The sequence below is a fragment of the Pseudomonas gingeri genome (genome assembly GCF_013385635.1).
Classification (GTDB): Bacteria; Pseudomonadota; Gammaproteobacteria; order Pseudomonadales; family Pseudomonadaceae; genus Aquipseudomonas; species Aquipseudomonas gingeri_A.
This window is the reverse complement of sequence record NZ_JACAPR010000013.1, coordinates 491757-509211: the sequence shown is the minus strand read 5'-3', so window position 1 is coordinate 509211 and position 17455 is coordinate 491757. Positions and strand designations below refer to the sequence as shown.

General features: G+C 63.2%; 17 protein-coding genes. 5 read left to right on the top strand and 12 right to left on the bottom strand.

What is annotated here, in order from left to right; genetic code table 11:
- Window positions 1–111: 111 nt before the first annotated feature.
- Window positions 112–1056: a sensor domain-containing diguanylate cyclase gene (locus HX851_RS43280; protein ID WP_177061526.1), complete on the bottom strand. Its 945-nt coding sequence runs from the start codon at window positions 1054–1056 to the stop codon at window positions 112–114.
- 217 nt (window positions 1057–1273) lie between these two features.
- On the opposite strand from HX851_RS43280, the gene fabV reads away from it, so the two are divergent.
- Entirely contained in the window at window positions 1274–2470 is a 1197-nt protein-coding gene (gene fabV, locus HX851_RS43275; protein WP_177064082.1) for an enoyl-ACP reductase FabV, read from the top strand.
- A gap of 90 nt (window positions 2471–2560) precedes the next feature.
- On the opposite strand, the gene HX851_RS43270 is transcribed toward fabV, so the two are convergent.
- The 6 genes from HX851_RS43270 to gltP form a co-directional block, all read right to left on the bottom strand.
- A complete protein-coding gene (locus HX851_RS43270) occupies window positions 2561–2938 on the bottom strand; it encodes a cupin domain-containing protein (protein WP_177064081.1) in 378 nt (125 codons plus the stop codon).
- 79 nt (window positions 2939–3017) lie between these two features.
- A complete protein-coding gene (locus HX851_RS43265; protein ID WP_177064080.1) occupies window positions 3018–3845 on the bottom strand; it encodes an AraC family transcriptional regulator in 828 nt (275 codons plus the stop codon).
- A 97-nt stretch (window positions 3846–3942) separates the two neighbouring features.
- Window positions 3943–4455: a RidA family protein gene (locus tag HX851_RS43260; RefSeq protein ID WP_177061534.1), complete on the bottom strand. Its 513-nt coding sequence runs from the start codon at window positions 4453–4455 to the stop codon at window positions 3943–3945.
- Entirely contained in the window at window positions 4445–5353 is a 909-nt protein-coding gene (locus tag HX851_RS43255; protein WP_177061536.1) for a PhzF family phenazine biosynthesis protein, read from the bottom strand. The genes HX851_RS43260 and HX851_RS43255 overlap by 11 nt, the downstream gene beginning before the upstream one ends.
- 99 nt (window positions 5354–5452) lie before the next feature.
- A complete protein-coding gene (locus HX851_RS43250; RefSeq protein WP_177064079.1) occupies window positions 5453–6292 on the bottom strand; it encodes a helix-turn-helix domain-containing protein in 840 nt (279 codons plus the stop codon).
- Window positions 6293–6474: 182 nt separating this feature from the next.
- Entirely contained in the window at window positions 6475–7800 is a 1326-nt protein-coding gene (gltP, locus tag HX851_RS43245) for a glutamate/aspartate:proton symporter GltP (RefSeq protein ID WP_177061540.1), read from the bottom strand.
- A 225-nt stretch (window positions 7801–8025) separates the two neighbouring features.
- Here gltP and selD point away from each other — a divergent pair, with 225 nt between their 5' ends.
- On the top strand, window positions 8026–9060 hold the full coding sequence (gene selD / locus HX851_RS43240; protein WP_177061542.1) for a selenide, water dikinase SelD: 1035 nt from the start codon (window positions 8026–8028) through the stop codon (window positions 9058–9060).
- The gene (gene mnmH / locus HX851_RS43235; protein ID WP_177064078.1) at window positions 9060–10154 is read left to right on the top strand and encodes a tRNA 2-selenouridine(34) synthase MnmH; all 1095 of its coding nucleotides are present in this window, start codon (window positions 9060–9062) and stop codon (window positions 10152–10154) included. The genes selD and mnmH overlap by 1 nt, the downstream gene beginning before the upstream one ends.
- Window positions 10155–10264: 110 nt before the next feature.
- Here mnmH and HX851_RS43230 read toward each other — a convergent pair whose 3' ends face one another.
- Both HX851_RS43230 and HX851_RS43225 read right to left on the bottom strand, forming a co-directional pair.
- Window positions 10265–11320, bottom strand: coding sequence for a permease (locus HX851_RS43230; protein WP_177061547.1), 1056 nt, complete (start codon window positions 11318–11320; stop codon window positions 10265–10267).
- Window positions 11321–11600: 280 nt separating this feature from the next.
- Window positions 11601–12038, bottom strand: a complete 438-nt coding sequence (locus HX851_RS43225) for an Lrp/AsnC family transcriptional regulator (RefSeq protein WP_177061549.1) — start codon at window positions 12036–12038, stop codon at window positions 11601–11603.
- A gap of 132 nt (window positions 12039–12170) precedes the next feature.
- Between HX851_RS43225 and HX851_RS43220 the strand changes: the two genes are divergently transcribed.
- Complete coding sequence (locus tag HX851_RS43220; RefSeq protein WP_177064077.1) at window positions 12171–13064, top strand: DMT family transporter; 894 nt, start codon at window positions 12171–12173, stop codon at window positions 13062–13064.
- A 122-nt stretch (window positions 13065–13186) separates the two neighbouring features.
- Here HX851_RS43220 and HX851_RS43215 read toward each other — a convergent pair whose 3' ends face one another.
- Entirely contained in the window at window positions 13187–13969 is a 783-nt protein-coding gene (locus HX851_RS43215) for an SDR family NAD(P)-dependent oxidoreductase (protein ID WP_177061553.1), read from the bottom strand.
- A 102-nt stretch (window positions 13970–14071) separates the two neighbouring features.
- On the opposite strand from HX851_RS43215, the gene HX851_RS43210 reads away from it, so the two are divergent.
- The gene (locus HX851_RS43210; RefSeq protein ID WP_177061555.1) at window positions 14072–14626 is read left to right on the top strand and encodes a TetR/AcrR family transcriptional regulator; all 555 of its coding nucleotides are present in this window, start codon (window positions 14072–14074) and stop codon (window positions 14624–14626) included.
- A gap of 4 nt (window positions 14627–14630) precedes the next feature.
- Here HX851_RS43210 and cuyB read toward each other — a convergent pair whose 3' ends face one another.
- Together cuyB and HX851_RS43200 are read right to left on the bottom strand one after the other, a co-directional pair.
- On the bottom strand, window positions 14631–16118 hold the full coding sequence (gene cuyB, locus HX851_RS43205) for a cysteate racemase (RefSeq protein ID WP_177064076.1): 1488 nt from the start codon (window positions 16116–16118) through the stop codon (window positions 14631–14633).
- 8 nt (window positions 16119–16126) lie between these two features.
- Window positions 16127–17422 carry a dicarboxylate/amino acid:cation symporter gene (locus HX851_RS43200; protein ID WP_177064075.1) on the bottom strand — a complete coding sequence of 432 codons (1296 nt, stop codon included), beginning with the start codon at window positions 17420–17422 and terminating at the stop codon, window positions 16127–16129.
- Between the last annotated feature and the right edge of the window lie 33 nt (window positions 17423–17455).

Here is a 17455-nt window from a genome sequence, read left to right as displayed (position 1 = left end):
CCCTGTAGGAGCCGGCTTGCCGGCGATGAGGCCCTTGAATTCCGTATCGTTCTTGCGGCCGCCATCGCCGGCAAGCCGGCTCCTACATGTTCTGCATTCCAGGGATGCCCATCAGTCGCTGAAATCGCCGTACTCGGCACCCATCCGACCGTTGCGCTTGACCCGGTACAACAGCTCGTCGACCTTCTCGACAAAGCCCAGTGCCGGTTCATCGAACGCGGGACGGATGGTGCCGACCCCGAGGCTGAGGCTCAACAGCCCGGACACCGCTGACTTCTCATGCTCGATCTGCTGCTGGCGCACCAGTTGCAGGCATTTCTCCGCCACTTGCCGGGCCTTGTCCGCCGGCGTTTCCGGCAGCAACCAGATAAATTCCTCGCCGCCGATCCGGGCAATGAAATCCCGTGGTCGGTTGGTCGCCTGGGACAGCGTCTGGGCCACCTGGCGCAGGGCTTCGTCACCCTTGATATGCCCGTAGTGGTCGTTGTACTGCTTGAAAAAATCGATATCGAGGATGATCAGCGACAGCGGCAGTTGATTGCGCTGGGCGTACTCCCACTCCCGGGCGAGCACGGTGTCGAACATGCGGCGGTTGGCGATGCCGGTCAGGCCGTCCTGGAACGAGTATTCCTCCAACTGCTTCTGCAGACGGATCAGGTGTTCCTCGGTCTTCTTGCGTTCGCTGATGTCGAACATGAAGCCGATCAGGGCCTCGACTTCGTCGTCCTTGCGCACCACATGCACCACGTCCCGGATCCACACGTAGTCGCCGCCGCTGGTCAGTGCGCGGTAATCGGCCTCGTGGTCGACGCCGGCCTTGGATTGCGACACACAGAAGTTCACCACGTATTCGCGATCATCCGGGTGCATGCGCGCCACCCAGTCATCGACCCCGACCCAGCTGTCCGGTGTCCAGCCCAGCAAGGTCTCGATCTGCGGGCCTATATAGCTGAAGGTCATGGTCCGCCAGTCGATTCGCCAGGGAATCGCCTTGGTGGATTCAAGCAGGGTCTTGTACACGTCATTATCGGTTTCGGCGGAAGGCGTGGCGCTCATGGTCGGGTCAGGCTTCGCTGGCGGAGATGGGCGCTAGAATGTTGCGCACACGGCACGGAATCAAGATCCAGGCGATGCAAGGCAAGGGATTTTGCTTTCCCCGCGCGGGCCTGTGTTGTAAAAGCAGTGACGCATCGGCTTTTTGAACGTCTATGACTAGAATCCGCGACGCTGCAATCGTCAGTGTCGATATCGGCCTAAGAGAAAAGGGGACCTTATGATCATCAAACCACGCGTTCGTGGCTTTATCTGTGTGACCACCCATCCGGTGGGCTGTGAAGCCAACGTCAAGCAACAGATTGACTACGTCACCCAGCAAGGCCCGGTCAATGATGGACCGAAGAACGTCCTGGTGCTCGGCGCCTCAACCGGCTATGGCCTGGCCGCACGGATTACCGCCGCATTCGGTTGCGGTGCCAAGACCCTCGGGGTGTTCTTCGAGCGTGAAGGCGACGAAGGCAAGCTCGGCACCGCCGGCTGGTACAACAGCGCGGCATTCCACAAGTTCGCCGACGCCGAAGGCCTGTACGCCAAGAGCATCAACGGCGATGCCTTCTCCGACGAGGTCAAGCGCCTGACCATCGAAACCATCAAGCGCGACCTGGGCAAGATCGACCTGGTGGTCTACAGCCTGGCGGCACCACGCCGTACCGACCCGAAGACCGGCGAAGTCTACAGCTCGACACTCAAGCCGATCGGCAAGTCGATCACCCAGCGTGGCCTGAACACCGACAAGGAAGAGGTCAATGTGACCACCTTGCCGGAAGCGACCCAGGAAGAAATCGACGGCACCGTCAAGGTCATGGGTGGCGAAGACTGGCAGCTGTGGATCGACGCCCTGGATGAAGCCGGCGTGCTGGCTGATGGCGCGAAAACCACCGCTTTCACCTACCTGGGCGAAAAGCTGACCCACGACATCTACTGGAACGGTTCCATTGGCGCGGCCAAGAAGGACCTGGACCAGAAGGTCCTGAAGATTCGTGAGCGTCTGGCGGCCAAGGGCGGCGACGCCCGCGTATCGGTACTCAAGGCCGTGGTGACCCAGGCCAGCTCGGCGATCCCGATCATGCCGCTGTACCTGTCGCTGCTGTTCAAGGTGATGAAGGAGCAGGGTGTCCATGAAGGTTGCATCGAGCAGGTCTACGGCCTGTACAAGGACAGCCTGTACTCGCCGACGCCGATTCTCGACGAAGACGGCCGCCTGCGTGCCGACTATAAGGAACTGGCGCCTGAAGTGCAGGATCTGGTCGGCAAGCTGTGGGACCAGGTGACCACCGAAAACCTCAATGAACTGACCGACTTCGCCGGCTACAAGGCCGAGTTCCTGCGTCTGTTCGGTTTTGGTGTCGAAGGCGTGGACTACGATGCGGATGTCAGCCCGGACGTGGCAATCGCCAACCTGATCCAGGCCTGATTCCGGTCTGATTCCGGTCTGTAGGCCCCGACCTGCGCCTATTGCGCAGGCCAGGGCCTACAGGTGATTCGAGGTGTCAGTCCCGGCGCCTCATATCCACACGTCATTGGCCGCCGTGCGTTCGCCCACCTCGGTGCCGGTGTTCAGCACCCCACGGGGCTCCACCAGCAGCAGTTTCACTTCCTTTTCCGCATAGGGCTTGTGCTCGACCCCCTTGGGCACCACCAGCATTTCTCCCTGCCCGAGCATGACCTGGCGATCACGGAAGTCGATGCGCAACGAGCCTTCGAGGACGATAAAGGTTTCATCGGTGTCGGCATGGATATGCCAGATGAAATCGCCTTCGATCTTTGCCACCTTGAACTGATAGTCGTTCATTTCGGCCACGACCTTGGCCTGCCATTGTTCGTCGAACAGGCTGAACTTCTCGGCGAAGTTGACGGGTAAGAATGTCTGCGGGGTATTCATGGGACCGGCCTCCGGGGAAATCACGAACCGCCAGCCTAGCGCCGTCCACCCGGGGATTCTTGTACGATCGTGCAACGCCTCAGCGGCGTGGGTTGCCGGCCAGTCGCTGCATTTTCTGCCAGTGTCCCGGGGCCAGGCCGAAGGTGGTACGGAACTGGCGGGTCATGTGGCTCTGGTCGGTGAACCCGGCCATCAGCGCGGCCTCGCTCAGCGAGTGGCCCTGCACCAGCAGCGAACGGACCAGGTCCAGCCGGCGCATGCTCAGGTAGCGATAGGGGCTGGTGCCGAACAGCAGGCGGAAGTCGCGGCACAGGTTCCAGCGATCGCGGCCGCTGTGTTCGGCCAGTTCATCGAGGGTCACGGTGCGGTCCAGTGAGCCATGAATGAACTCCCGGGCCCGCTCCGCCGCCAGGTAGTCGAAGCTGCGGCGTTTGCTCGGCGCACCGCAGACCGCATTCAGCGCTTGCGCCAGGTCGAAGATCGCATCCTGTTCTTCCAACGGATCGAGGGCGTTGTCCATGCTCTGCAGCAAGGCTTCGGTGGCGACCCGCAGGCGTGGGTCGGCACTCAGTCCGCCGGGCACGAAGGGCAGGGGCTGGCCGCCGAGGGCCGACTGGATCAACGACGGTTGCAGGTAGATCATGCGATATTTGAAGCCGTCGCGGGTCCCGGCCTCGCCGTCGTGGACCTCGTCCGGATGCAGCACCATGGTGCCGCCGGGCAGGCTGTGACGCTGGCTGCCGCGGTATTTGAAACTCTGTACCCCGCTCAGGGTACGCCCGATGGCGTAGGTGTCGTGACGGTGGAGTGTGAAGCCGTGGCCGGAGAAGAATGCTTCGAAGCGTTCCATCTGGCTGGACTGCGGTGCGCGCTGCACCCAGTCGACAATCGGCGTTTGCTTGCCCATGGCCTTGCCTGCTCTTTTACTGACCGAGATACGCGGCACCGACCTGGCCGAATGTCCGCGTTCTCGGATAGTAAAGGAAAACGCCCGGGACTGCTGGTCAGTCAAGCAGGCGCACCACCCCCTCTATCTCGACTGCCGCGCCACCTGGCAGGGAGTGCACACCGATGGCCGAGCGGGCATGCCGGCCGCGCTCGCCGAACACCTGGGTCAGCACTTCGGAGGCGGCATTGATCACCTCGGACTGGGCACCGAACCCGGGCTGGGCCCGCACGTAACCGGTGATGCGCACCACCTGGGCGACACGTTCGAGATCACCGTCACAGGCCGCCGCGACAATCGACAGGAAGTTCGCCACGCACAGGCGCGCGGCCTCTTGTGCCTGTTCGATCGACAGCTCCTGGCCGACGATCCCGGTATGGCGGATGTCCTCGTTATAGCGCGGCACCTGGCCGGACACCCACAACAGATTACCGTCGCGCAGACCCAACTGGAAATACCGGGGCACCACGAAGCGCTGCGGCGGATCGGGGTAGAGCGTCTCCAGCCGAGCCTTGAACGGCGGCAGGATTTCGCTGAACGGCAGCCACTGGACGTTCGCATCAAGCGCCATGGGCTTCTCCCGCCGGATGCTGCTCGCTGGCAAAGGCGCTATAGCCGCCGACAAAGCAGCCGGCCAGTGCAGTACCACCATGACCCAGGTCGAAACGGACGTGGATATCCGAAGGACGCCCCATGGCGCGGCCCTGATGCACCAGGATCGGCGCTTCGTCGGCCTCGATCATGCCGTACTCCAGCAGGCCGAAAGCCAGGGCCGTCGCGGCGATGCCGGTGGCGGCGTCTTCGGGATAACCCGAGGCCTTGGGAAACTGGCGGCTGTCGAATTGGCGCTCTACGCCGGGGTGTGGGCAGAACAGGTAGAAACCGGTGGAGTCCAGCAGCTCGCACAAGGCTTCGATCCGCGGTGAGTCCGGTCGGGCGGCGTCCAGCCGTTCGGGGCTTTTGACCGGGATCAGGGTCTTGACGCGGCTGGTGGCGGCGTTGAGGAACGGCAGGTCGAGGATATCCTCAGGCTGCAGGCCGATCGCGGCAATGATCTGCTCGCGCAGTTCGGGACGCTTCAGCGGCTCCACGGTGCCCAGTGGCTGGGAAATCTCGATAAACGGATCTTCGAGCCCGTCACCCTGGACATGGGCGGTCACGGTGCCGCTGAGGGTCTCGATGGACAGCCGGTTGCGGTCCAGCTTGCCGAGCTTGTGCAACAGCCAGACCGTGCCGATGGTGGCGTGGCCGCACATGTTCATTTCGTGCAGCGGGACGAAAAAGCGGAAGCGGTAGTCGTTGGCGGCGGGTTGTTCGGGGGGGAATGCAAAACCGCTTTCATGACCGTAGGCGCGGGCGATAGCGGTCATCTGCTCGGCTGCCAGGCCCTCGGCATCGACGACGATGGGCGCCGGGTTGCCGCCGCCGCGCTTGGACTTGAACACTTCTACAACCTGTACATCACTCATACCAGACCTCGAAATACGGGAGACGAGGTCGATTGTGGCGATAGCGCCGGGACGGCTCTAGGTCGATCGGGTCGATGATGCGGACATTTGGGCCATGGGCTAATGAGATTTGCGCAGGTCGCTGGGCACCAATCCCAGATAACGCTTGAACAGCCGGGCCAGGTAGGAGGGCGAATCGATACCCACCGCCAGACTGACTTCCAGGATCGACAGCGAGGTACTGGAAATCAGCCGGGCGGCCGTCTCCACCCGCGTACGGTTGGTGAAGTCCACCAGGGTTTCCTCGGCAAAGGTCTTGAACAGCCGGGTCAGGTGGCGGCGCGACAGGTGGAACTGATAGCCGAGGGTGTCGACGTCGAGATTGTCCTGCAGGTGATCGCGCACGTACATCTGGATATCGCGCACCAGCAGGGCGTTGCGGTGGCCGTCGGCGTTTTGCAGCGTCGGTTGCTGGCGCGCGATCAGCCGCGCGCACTCCTCGAACAGCAGGTGATTGAGGTGCGGCAGTTGGCGGCCGAAGGCTTCGGCGGACGAAGCCTGGGCGAGCTGGTCGTGCAGGAGCAGGATGCTGTCCAGTGCTTCGCTGCCTTGCCAGATCCCGGAGCGAGTGGCCTGGGTGGCGAAGCGGTCGTAGCCGGCGAGTTGCCCATGGTGCGCGATGTAGTTCGAATCGATATACAGCGTGATGTGTTTTTCCCGACCGGGGGCGGCCTGGGTCGAATGGGCGAAGTCCGCCGGCACCAGGGAAAACGCCTGGCGCGAGACGTGCACCGCATTGCTCATGTTTTCGGTCGCCAGGAACAGCCCGCCCTGGCGTGGCAACAGCAGCATATGACAGTCGTGGGCGTGCCAGTCCTGGGCATAACCGGTGCTTTCGCTGATCTCGAAACGGAACACATCGGGCGACATGCCGCTGAGCTTGGGCGATAAATGGGCCATGGGCTGACTCCTGGCGTTCATACAGGGTTACCGCGTTATCGTTCTGCGCGGGCAAGCCCGACTCCTACAGTACTGCGTCGAACACATAAGTTGCGTACGACACAAAAACGGTAGGAGCCGGGCTTGCCCGCGAAGAGGCCATCACGGTTGACAGAAAACCGCAGGCGACCCCAGTCTATCGATTAACGCGCCGGAACAAACGCCCGATCATCGCCCGGTTGCGGCGCCGACAGCGATTTCCAGTAGCGCTCGCCGACGGTATCGTCGTACATCCCTTCCCAGCGGGCCACGACCAGCACCGCCAGGGCATTGCCGACGATGTTCAGGGCGGTGCGGGCCATGTCCATGATCCGGTCGACCCCGGCGATAAAGGCCAGCCCTTCCAGCGGAATCCCGACGCTGCCCAGGGTTGCCAGCAGCACCACGAACGACACCCCCGGGACACCGGCAATCCCCTTGGACGTGACCATCAGCGTCAGCACCAGGGTGACCTGTTGCCCCAGGGACAAGTCGATACCGTACAACTGCGCGATAAAGACCGCCGCGATGCTCTGGTACAGGGTCGAGCCGTCGAGGTTGAACGAGTAGCCGGTCGGCACCACGAAGCGGCTGATGGCCCGCGGCGCGCCATAGGCTTCCATCTTCTCGATGATCCGTGGCAACACGGTTTCCGAACTGGCCGTGGAGTAGCCGAGGATCATCTCTGCCTTGAGAATCCGCATCAGCTTGAACACCGAGAAACCGCAGGCCCGGGCCACCAGCCCGAACACCACCACGCCGAAAAAGGCGATGGCGGCATAGACCAGGCTGACCAGGCGCGCCAGCGGCCACAGCGAGGCGAAGCCGAAGTTGGCGACGGTCACCGAAATCAGCGCGAAGACCCCCAGAGGGGCATAACGCATGATCATGTGCGTGACCTTGAACATACTCTGGGAAACCCCTTCCAGCACATTCACCAGGGGCAGGCGCAACTCGTCCTTGAGACTCGACAGGCCCAGGCCGAACATCACCGAGAAAAAAATGATCGGTAGCATGTCGCCGCGCACGATGGCCGCGAAGACATTGGACGGCACCAGGTTCAACAGGGTGGTGATAAAGGCGTGGTTGGCCTGGACTTCACTGGTGGTTTTCTCGTACTGCGAGATATCGGTGGTGCCCAGCAGGCTCATGTCGATGCCATGACCCGGCTGGAACAGATTGGCCAGGACCAGCCCGACAATGATCGCCAGGGTGGTGATGACCTCGAAATAGACCATGGTCTTGAAACCGATACGCCCGAGCTTCTTGCCGTCGCCGACCCCGGCGATGCCGACGATCAGCGAGGAAATGACGATCGGGATGACGATCATCTTGATCAGGCGGATAAACAGGTCGCCCGCCGGTTGCAGGATCGTGCCGATCCACCAGGCTTTATCCGCGCCGGAGTGATTGAGTAGCGCGCCAACGGCGATGCCCAGGATCAGACCGATGACGATCTGCCAGGCGAGGCTCAGTTTTGCCTTGGTCATAGTAGGTGGGTTCCCATGTTGTTAGAGGTCGATGCGGGGCGCCGGGGTGAGCAGAGGCTCGCCGCTTGTGCCGTTCAGCGGTAGCGCAGCTCGATGTTGAACTTCGGATCGGCGTCCGTGGACGCCGATCGGGCCCGACATGCTCACGATTGGGCCATGGGGGGGACGGGCTGAGCGACGGCGGCTCTGTTAGACTCGGTGAATTTGAGATTGCGAGGTGTACCGATGAGCGAACCGATTCGCCTGACCCAGTACAGCCACGGCGCAGGCTGTGGTTGCAAGATTTCGCCCCAGGTGCTGGAAGTGATCCTCGCCGGCAGTGGCGCGCAGAACCTGGACCCGAAGCTCTGGGTCGGCAACGCTTCGCGCGACGACGCGGCGGTGTATGCCATTGACGAAGAACGCGGCGTCGTCTCGACCACCGATTTTTTCATGCCGATCGTCGACGATCCGTTCGATTTCGGCCGGATTGCCGCGACCAATGCCATCAGCGACATCTACGCCATGGGTGGCGACCCGCTGATGGCCATCGCGATTCTCGGCTGGCCGGTGAACGTCTTGGCGCCGGAAATCGCCCGTGAAGTGATCCGTGGCGGCCGCGCCGTGTGTGATGCCGCCGGTATTCCGTTGGCCGGCGGGCACTCGATCGATGCCCCCGAGCCGATCTTCGGCCTGGCCGTTACCGGATTGGTGGACAAGCGCCACATGAAGCGCAACGACACCGCCACCGCCGGCTGCACCCTGTACCTGACCAAGCCCCTGGGCATCGGCGTGCTGACCACCGCGGAAAAGAAAGGCAAGCTGCGCAACGAAGACGTCGGCGTGGCCCGCGACTGGATGTGCACCCTGAACAAGCCCGGCAGCCGCTTCGGCAAGCTGGCGGGCGTGACCGCGATGACCGATGTCACCGGTTTCGGCCTGTTGGGGCATCTGGTGGAGATGGCCGACGGCAGCGGCCTCACCGCACGCATCGTCTATGAGCAGGTGCCGCGCCTGCCGGCGGTGGAGTACTACCTGGACCAGGGCTGCGTTCCGGGCGGCACGCTGCGCAATTTCGACAGCTATGCGAGCAAGGTCGGCCCCCTGCGCGAGCTGCACAAGCGCGTGCTGTGCGATCCGCAGACCAGCGGCGGCCTGCTGGTGGCGGTCACGGCCGAAGGCCAGGCGGAGTTTCTTGCCGTCGCCGCCGAACTGGGCCTGGCCCTGGAGCCCATCGGCCAGTTGGTGGAGCGACAGAGCCACGCGGTAGAGGTGCTCTGATGCCCGGCGATATCACCGACTACCGCGAACTGTTTCTCAACGATGTACCGATGATGGATACCCGGGCACCGGTCGAGTTCGCCAAGGGTTCTTTTCCCGGCGTGATCAACCTGCCATTGATGACCGACCTGGAGCGCCAGCGGGTCGGCACCTGCTACAAGCAGCACGGGCAGCAGGCGGCCATTGTCCTGGGTCACCAACTGGTGTCCGGCGATGTCAAGGCGGCCCGGCTGCAGGTCTGGGCCGATTTCACCCGGGCCCATCCCGATGGCGTGCTGTATTGCTTCCGTGGCGGCCTGCGTTCGCAGATCGTCCAGCAATGGCTCAAGGATGCCGGGATCGACTACCCACGGGTGACGGGCGGCTACAAGGCCATGCGTACCTTCCTGCTGCAGAGTATCGAGCAGACAGTGGCGCAGGCCGACTTCGTGCTGCTGGGCGGCATGACCGGCACCGGCAAGACCGACGTGATCGTCCAACTGGACAACAGCCTCGACCTGGAAGGGCACGCCAATCATCGCGGCTCCAGTTTCGGCAAGCGTGCCACGGGGCAACCGTCCAATATCGACTTCGAAAATCGCCTGGCCGTGGACCTGCTGAAGAAGCGCGCCCGCGGTATCGAACAGTTCGTGCTGGAAGACGAGAGTCGCATGGTCGGGCGGTGTGCCTTGCCGCTGGCGCTGTACCAGGGCATGCAGCGCTTCTCCATGGTCTGGCTCGAAGATAGCCTGGACAGCCGGGTCGAGCGGATCCTGCGCGACTATGTGGTGCAGCTCTGCGCGGAGTTTGTCGAGGTACATGGGGAGCAGGGTTACAAGCTGTTCGCCGAGCGGTTGCTGGCGAGCCTGGACAATATCCACAAGCGCCTGGGTGGCGAGCGTCATCAGCGCATGCGCGGGTTGATGGCCGATGCCCTGGCGGAGCAGGAACGCAGTGGCAGTGTCGACCTGCACCGCGCCTGGATCCAGGGCCTGCTCAACGAATACTACGATCCGATGTATGCGTTCCAGCGGGAAAGCAAGGGCGCGCGGATCGAGTTTGCCGGCGAGCAGGCGGCGGTGCTGGAGTACCTCAGGGCCCGTCGGCCCACCTGAGAATCCGAAGGTGATGCCCCCTGTGGGAGCGGGCTTGCCCGCGAAGAGGGCCTGGAGGCCGCCAGAAGCTTCGCGGGCAGGCACCGCTCCCACACGGGGCCTCGGTGGGTCTAGAGAATCACCACCGCCACCAGGCCGCTGACGATCCCCACCAGCATGGTCAGCACGGCCACGGTGATCAGCACCCGGGCATCGAAATCCTTGCGCAGCATCAGCAGCGACGGCAGGCTGATGCTCGGCAGGGTCATCAGCAGCGCGACGGCCGGGGCGGTGCCCAGGCCGAGGGTCATCATGGTCTGCACAATGGGGATTTCCGCCGCCGTCGGAATCACGAACAAAGTGCCGATGATCGCCAGCGGCACCAGCCACAGCAAGCTGTTGCCCATCGCACCGTCGACATGGGGAAACAGCCAGACCCGCGCCGCGCCCAGCAGCAGGACCGCGAGGATATAGATCGGAATGGTGCTCCAGAACAGTTGCCAGAGGGTCTTGCCCCAGCGGGCGAAGAAGCCCTGGGTGTCCGCGTTGCTGGCTTCCACTACCGCTTCCACGGCGGGTTCGGGCAGGGTTTCAGGTCGCGAAATGCGCTGGGCGATCAGCGACACCCCGAGCACCAGCACCAGGCCGGCCACCAGGCGGATCGCACTGAAGCCCCAGCCCAGCACAAAACCCATGAACACCAGCGTGGCCGGGTTGAGCACCGGGTTGGCGATCCAGAACGCCAGTGCCGCGCCGACCGAGACATTCTGTCGGCGCATCCCCGCGGCCACCGGAGCCGCACAGCATGAGCACATCATGCCGGGCAGGGCGAACAGCCCGCCGCGCAGGGTCGAGCCGAAGCCGGCGCGCCCGAACAGGCGCAGCAGCCAGTCCCGGGGAATCAGCACTTGCAGCAACGAACCGAGAATCACCGCCAGCACCGCGGCCTTCCAGATCGCCAGGAAATACACCTGGGCATAGGCCAGCGCGGCCGCGACCGGCGAAGCCGGATTGTCGTTGATGATCGAAGCGCCGATGCTGTGGCTGTCGGCGGCGACAAAGGCCTTGGCGTAGTAGGGCGACCACTTGACGTAGTACAGGCCGATGGCGGCAATGGCGAGAAACAGCAGCGGTTTCCACCAGAGCGACCAACCCCGGGCAGGGGCGGTGGAGGAGAGCGAAGTCATGGGGAGCGGTGTCCGGAGGCGAGTGAAGGGGAATGGGTGAATGATAACCCAGCCCCTGGCCTTCGCCACGTCATTCCCCGCCGAAAGCCTTGTAGGAGCCAGCTTGCCGGCGATGGTGGCAGATCGTTCCCACGCTGGAGCGTAGATCATTAGATCGTTCCCACGCTCCGCGTGGGAATGCCTCTCTGGACGCTCTGCGTCCGCTGTTGTGACGCGGAGCGTCACGGGCTGCGTTCCCACGCTGTAGCGTGGGAACGATCAAACAAGGGGCAGTGACGGCTCAGGTCATCGGCGGCAGGCGACGCTTGATCGGGCTTTTCTTGACGATGGCCGTGTTGGTCTCGGCATGGCTGTTGAGACGGTCGAGCAGGGTATCCAGCTGCTCCATGTCGCGCACATGCAGGCGGGCGATAAAGCAGTCGTCGCCGGTGACCTTGTCGCACTCGGTGAACTCCGGGATGGCCTGGATCTGCCGTTCCACCACCTGCAACTGGCCCGGCAGCGGGCGGATACGCACGATGGCCTGCAACAGATAACCGAAGGACCTGGGTTCGACTTCGACGGTGTAGCCCTTGATCACCCCGCGCTCTTCCAGACGGCGCAGGCGTTCGGCCACGCTGGGTGAAGACAGCCCGCTGATCTGCGCCAGGGCCTTGAGGGAACGTCGCGAGTCTTCCATCAGCGCCGCGAGCAAGAGTTGGTCAATCGCGTCAGTCATGACGGCCTCGTAAGGTGATAGGAAGATTTTGCCTTGATAAAAAAGGCAAGGTCGACATTCAGCCTGTCATAGGCGCTGGAGAAGCGCCAGGCCCGCTTGGCATACTTTGCTCATCTGCCAAGGAGTCTGATCATGCATCAATCACTGCATCGCGGGTCGCTGGAAATGGTCGCGGCCATGTTGATCTCGGGGACCATCGGCTGGTTCGTGCTGGTGTCCGGCCAGCCGGTACTGGACGTGGTGTTCTGGCGTTGCCTGCTCGGCGCGCTGACCTTGCTGGTGATCTGCGCGGTCATGGGCTTCCTGCGTCCGGGGATCCTGACCCGTACCACTTTCCTGCTGGCGGTGCTCAGCGGAGTGGCGATCGTCGGTAACTGGGTGCTGTTGTTCGCCTCCTATTCGCGGGCGTCGATTGCCATCGGTACGGCGGTCTACAACGTCCAACCCTTCATGCTGGTGGGCCTGGCCGCCTTGTTTCTCGGCGAGAAGATCACTGCGCAGAAGCTGTTCTGGTTGACCCTGGCCTTTGCCGGGATGCTGGCGATTGTCAGTGCTCATGGGCAACAGGGGGAAAGTGGCGGCGATTACCTGCTGGGGATTGGTCTGGCGCTGGGTGCGGCGCTGCTGTATGCCTTTGCCGCGCTGATCATCAAGCGCCTGGTCGGGACGCCACCGCACCTGATCGCGCTGATCCAGGTTTGCACCGGGGTGCTGTTGCTGGCGCCGTGGGCGAATGTGTCAGGACTGCCGGCGCAGGCCAGTGCCTGGGGCAGCCTGCTGACCCTGGGCATCGTCCACACCGGCGTGATGTATGTGCTGCTGTATGGGGCGATCCAGAAATTGCCGACGGCCCTGACCGGAGCGTTGTCGTTCATCTATCCGATTGCGGCGATCTTTGTCGACTGGTTCGCCTTCGGCCACCGCCTGGAGCTGTTGCAGTGGCTCGGGGTGATCGCGATCCTGCTGGCGGCGGCGGGCATGCAGCAGGGCTGGACGCCCTGGGCACGCCGAGTTGCCGTACATTGATGATCGTTCCCACGCTCCAGCGTGGGAATGCCTCTCTGGACGCTCTGCGTCCGCTGTTGTGACGCAGAGCGTCACGGGCTGCATGCCTTTGCTGCGCGAGGGAACGATCGGCGGGTCTTGAATCAGTTGCGATAACGCGCCGCCGGCAGCACTTGCATGTAGTTCGGCAGCATCGCCAGGCGTGCCGCTTCCAGGGCTTGCCACTGGCCTTCATCCGGCAGTGGTGGAATGGTCACGGTTTCACGGCGATCGAAGCCCACCAGCGCCGCATCCACCAGGTCGTCGACCTCCATCACCGCTGACAGATCCTCGACCCGCTTGCCGGAACGCTCCCAGATTTCGGTACGGGTGGCCGACGGCAGCACCGCCTGCACATACAGGCCCTGGGCGCCCAGTTCGATATTCAGCCCCTGGCTGAGGAACAGTACGAAGGCCTTGGTCGCGCCGTAGACCGTCAACTGGATTTCCGGGGCCAGGCCGACCACCGAGGCCACGTTGATGATCGAGCCGCCACCGGCCTGGACCAGGCGTGGGGTGATGGCGCTGGTCAGGCGGGCGAGAGCGGTGATGTTGAGGTTGATGATCTGGCTCACCACGTCCGGCGTCTGCTCGATAAAGGTGCCGGTGCCATTCATCCCGGCGTTGTTGACCAGGATACCGATGCTGGCATCGTCCTTGACCCGTGCTTCGATCCGGGCCAGGTCGCCGGCATCGGTCAGGTCGGCTTGCAACACGTCCACCGTGACGCCGGTTTCGCCGCGCAGGCGTTCGGCCAGGACATCCATGCGGGCCTTGTCCCGGGCAACCAGGACCAGATTGTGTCCGCGCTTGGCGAAACGGTCGGCATACACGGCGCCGATACCGGTGGAAGCGCCTGTGATCAGAACGGCAGGTTTGACGGTCATGGCAAGTAATCCTCGGTGCGTTGGGTTAATCATGATGTATGTCATGTTTAGTAAATATGATCGCTGTCATGTATACTGTCAAGCCTATCAGCGGAGGTTCGGATGAAAGTCAGTCGCGAGCAGGTTGCGCAAAACCGCGTGAATATCCTCGAGGCCGCCAGCCGGCTGTTTCGGGCCAAGGGTTATGAAGCGGTGACAGTGGCAGAGGTGATGAAAGCCGCGGGGCTGACCCATGGCGGTTTCTACGGGTATTTCGCCTCGAAGGACGATCTGGTGGCCCAGTCCCTGGCCCATGTGTTTTCCACGTCACCGCCGGCGGGTGCCGACGTGGCGGCGTATATCACGCAGTACCTGAGTAGCGCACACCTCGACGACTGCGCCGGCGGTTGCCCGATGGCCGGCCTGGCCTCGGAAACCAGCCGCCAGGCCCCCGAGGCGCGGGCGCAGATGAGTGCCAGCATCCGGCGGCAGATCGACCGCCTGGGCAAAGGCCTGCCGGGTGCCACGGCCGGGGAAAAACGCCGTGCCGCCACCGGCAACTGGGCGACGATGGTCGGTGCGATGGTGCTGGCACGGGTCTGTGACGATCCGCGGATGGCCGATGAAATACTCAAGGACACCCGCGACTGGTTGCTGGAGAAGGACCAGCTCGGCTGACGGCTCAGGCGCCGGGGGGCGGCGGCGATCCCGGCTCGGCGGCCAGTGCCTGTTGCACGCAGCATCGGGCGAGCAGGGTGGTCGGGTCGATCAGGCTGACGACGCCGCTGTCCAGGGCAAACCGCTCGGCATGGGGCAGGATCAGTGGCAGCTCGGTGCAGCCGAGGATCAACACCGAGGCCCCGGCCTGGCACAAATGGTCGGCGGCTTCGAGCAACTGCTCGCGGCAAAGGCCGTCGGTGTACCCGGCCTTGACGCCCCGTTCGCCATAGATGGCCGCCATGACCAGCGCCTGCACCGCCGGTTCGGGCTCGATCAGCCGCAGTCCCAGCTGCTGCGCAACCTCATGGTAGACACGACTCTGCAGGGTGCCTGAAGTGGCGAGCAAGCCGACGATTTTCCCCGCGCCATGCCGATCGGCGATATGGCGGACGGTCTCGCTGAGCATATTGATGATCGGCGTGCGCAGGTAGGGCTGGATGCGCTCGACAAAGGCGTGGGCGGTATTGCAGGGAATGGCGATGGCATGGGCGCCTTCCTGTTCCAGGCGTTTGCAGGTGGCGTACAGCGCCATGCTCGGGTCGGTGGCCTGGTGCAGCAGGTTGGCGGTGCGGTCGGGAATCTGCGGATTCTGTTCGACCACCATCTTGATATGGTCCTGGTCCTTGCCCGCCGGTGTGTGGCGGATCACCTTGGCCATGAAGTCGACCGTCGCCGCCGGACCGACGCCGCCGACGATCCCCAGCTTGAAACGCGGCGGTGGAGCCTGGTCACTGGCCCGGGTCGCGTAGTCGGCGTAGAGCTGGTTGGCATCGAGCAACGGTACGCCACGGCGTTGCAGATCGAGGCTGACCAGCGACAGCTCGGTCATGCCCGGCAGGATCAGCGTCACGTCCTGCTCCAGCAGTCCCTGGCAGGCCTGGTGCAGGTGTTCCAGGGGCGGTCCGTCGAAACAACCGTCCTTGATCCCGTCGAGACCGTACATGGCGTCCATCACCCTGGCCTGGGTCACATCGCTGGGATAGACCAGTTCATGGTCGGCACCGAAGTAGCGTTCGAACAGCCCGCCATGGCGTACATAATCCGAGGTCAGCACCCCCAGCCGGCTGCCCCGGGGCTGCGTCCGCTCGACCTGTTGACGCAAGGCGCCGAGCAGGTCGAATACCGGGATATTCAGCTCGGCCTGGATTTCCTCGCGAAAGGTATGGCTGGCGAAGCACGGCAACAGAATGGCATCGGCACCGCCACTCTCCAGGGACTGGCACATCTGGAACGCATAAAACTTGCGCGAACTCATGCTGGCGTCGCGGTCCAGCGGCAGCAGCACGTCCTTGAACGGATGCTGTTCGAACAGGAAGTGGTAGCGACCCTGGTCGGCGAGTACCGAGCGGCTTCTGATCAGCTTGAAGAACAGGTCGCCGCCGGCCAGCGAGCCCAGGCCCCCGACAATGCCGAAGGTCTTGCCGGGTGGGGTAAGGGTTTTTGCTTTCATGACCAGACTCAAGCCAGGGATGACGCGGTTTGTGCGGCGCCGGCAGGGACGGCTGGCGCTTGCGCGGGTTCGACGGTTTGCGTACCGTCTTCCATTTTCGCCACCACCGCGGTGGCGATGCTGTTGCCGACGATATTGGTTGCGGTACGGCCCATGTCGAGAAACTGATCGATGCCGATGATCAACAGCAGGCCGGCCTCGGGCAGGTTGAACATCGGCAGGGTGGCCGCGACCACCACCACCGAGGCCCGGGCAACGCCGGCCATGCCTTTGCTGGTGACCATCAGGGTCAACAGGATCAGTGCCTGCTGGGTGAAGCTCAGCTCGATGTTGTAGGCCTGGGCGATAAACATGATCGCGAAAGCCTGGTACATCATCGAACCGTCGAGGTTGAACGAGTAACCCAGGGGGAGCACAAAGCTGGAGACGCGCTTGGACGTGCCGAATTTCTCCAGGGCCTCGATGGTCTTGGGATAGGCCGACTCACTGCTGGCGGTGGAGAACGCCAGCAATACCGGCTCGCGGATCAGCTTGCCCAGGCGCCATACCGAACGGCCGAGGAACAGGTAGCCAGCGCCGAACAGCAGCGCCCACAGCAGCAGGATGCCGATATAGAACTCACCGATCAGCTTGCCGTAGTCCAGCAACAGGCCAAGGCCCTCGGTGGTGATCGCGGCGGCGATGGCGCAGAACACGCCGATGGGCGCGAAGCACATCACGTAGTCGGTGATGCGGAACATGATTTTCGCCAGTTCATCCACCAGGTTGCCGATGCCGTTGCAGCCCTGCTTCTTGAGAAAGGACAGGGCAAAGCCGAAGAACAGCGAGAAAATCACGATCTGCAGGATCTCGTTGTTGGCCATGGCTTCGGCGATGCTGCGGGGAAACACGTGGCCGATAAAAGTTTTGAGGCTGAAGTCGCCGACATTCACCGGGACCGCGGCGGCAACGGCCTGTACCTGCAGATTGAGGCCCGCACCCGGCTGGAACAAATTCACCAGCAGCATGCCGATCAGCAGGGACAGCATCGAGGCGCTGACAAACCAGATCATCGCCTTCAGGCCAATCCGGCCCACGGAGCGCGAGCTGCCCATGCTGGCAATGCCGCCCACCAAGGTGGCGAATACCAGTGGGGCGATGATCATCTTGATCATGCGCAGGAAGATGTCGGTCACCAGGCTGAAATACCCGGCCAGTTCCCTGGCGGCCTTGGCGTCGCCGGCGTAGCGGTGGCAGGCCCAGCCCACCAGGATGCCGAGGGCAATCGCCAGGGCAATTTGTTTTGGAAGTCGTTTGCTGTTCACAGGAACACCCTCAAGGACAAATCGTTGTTTTTT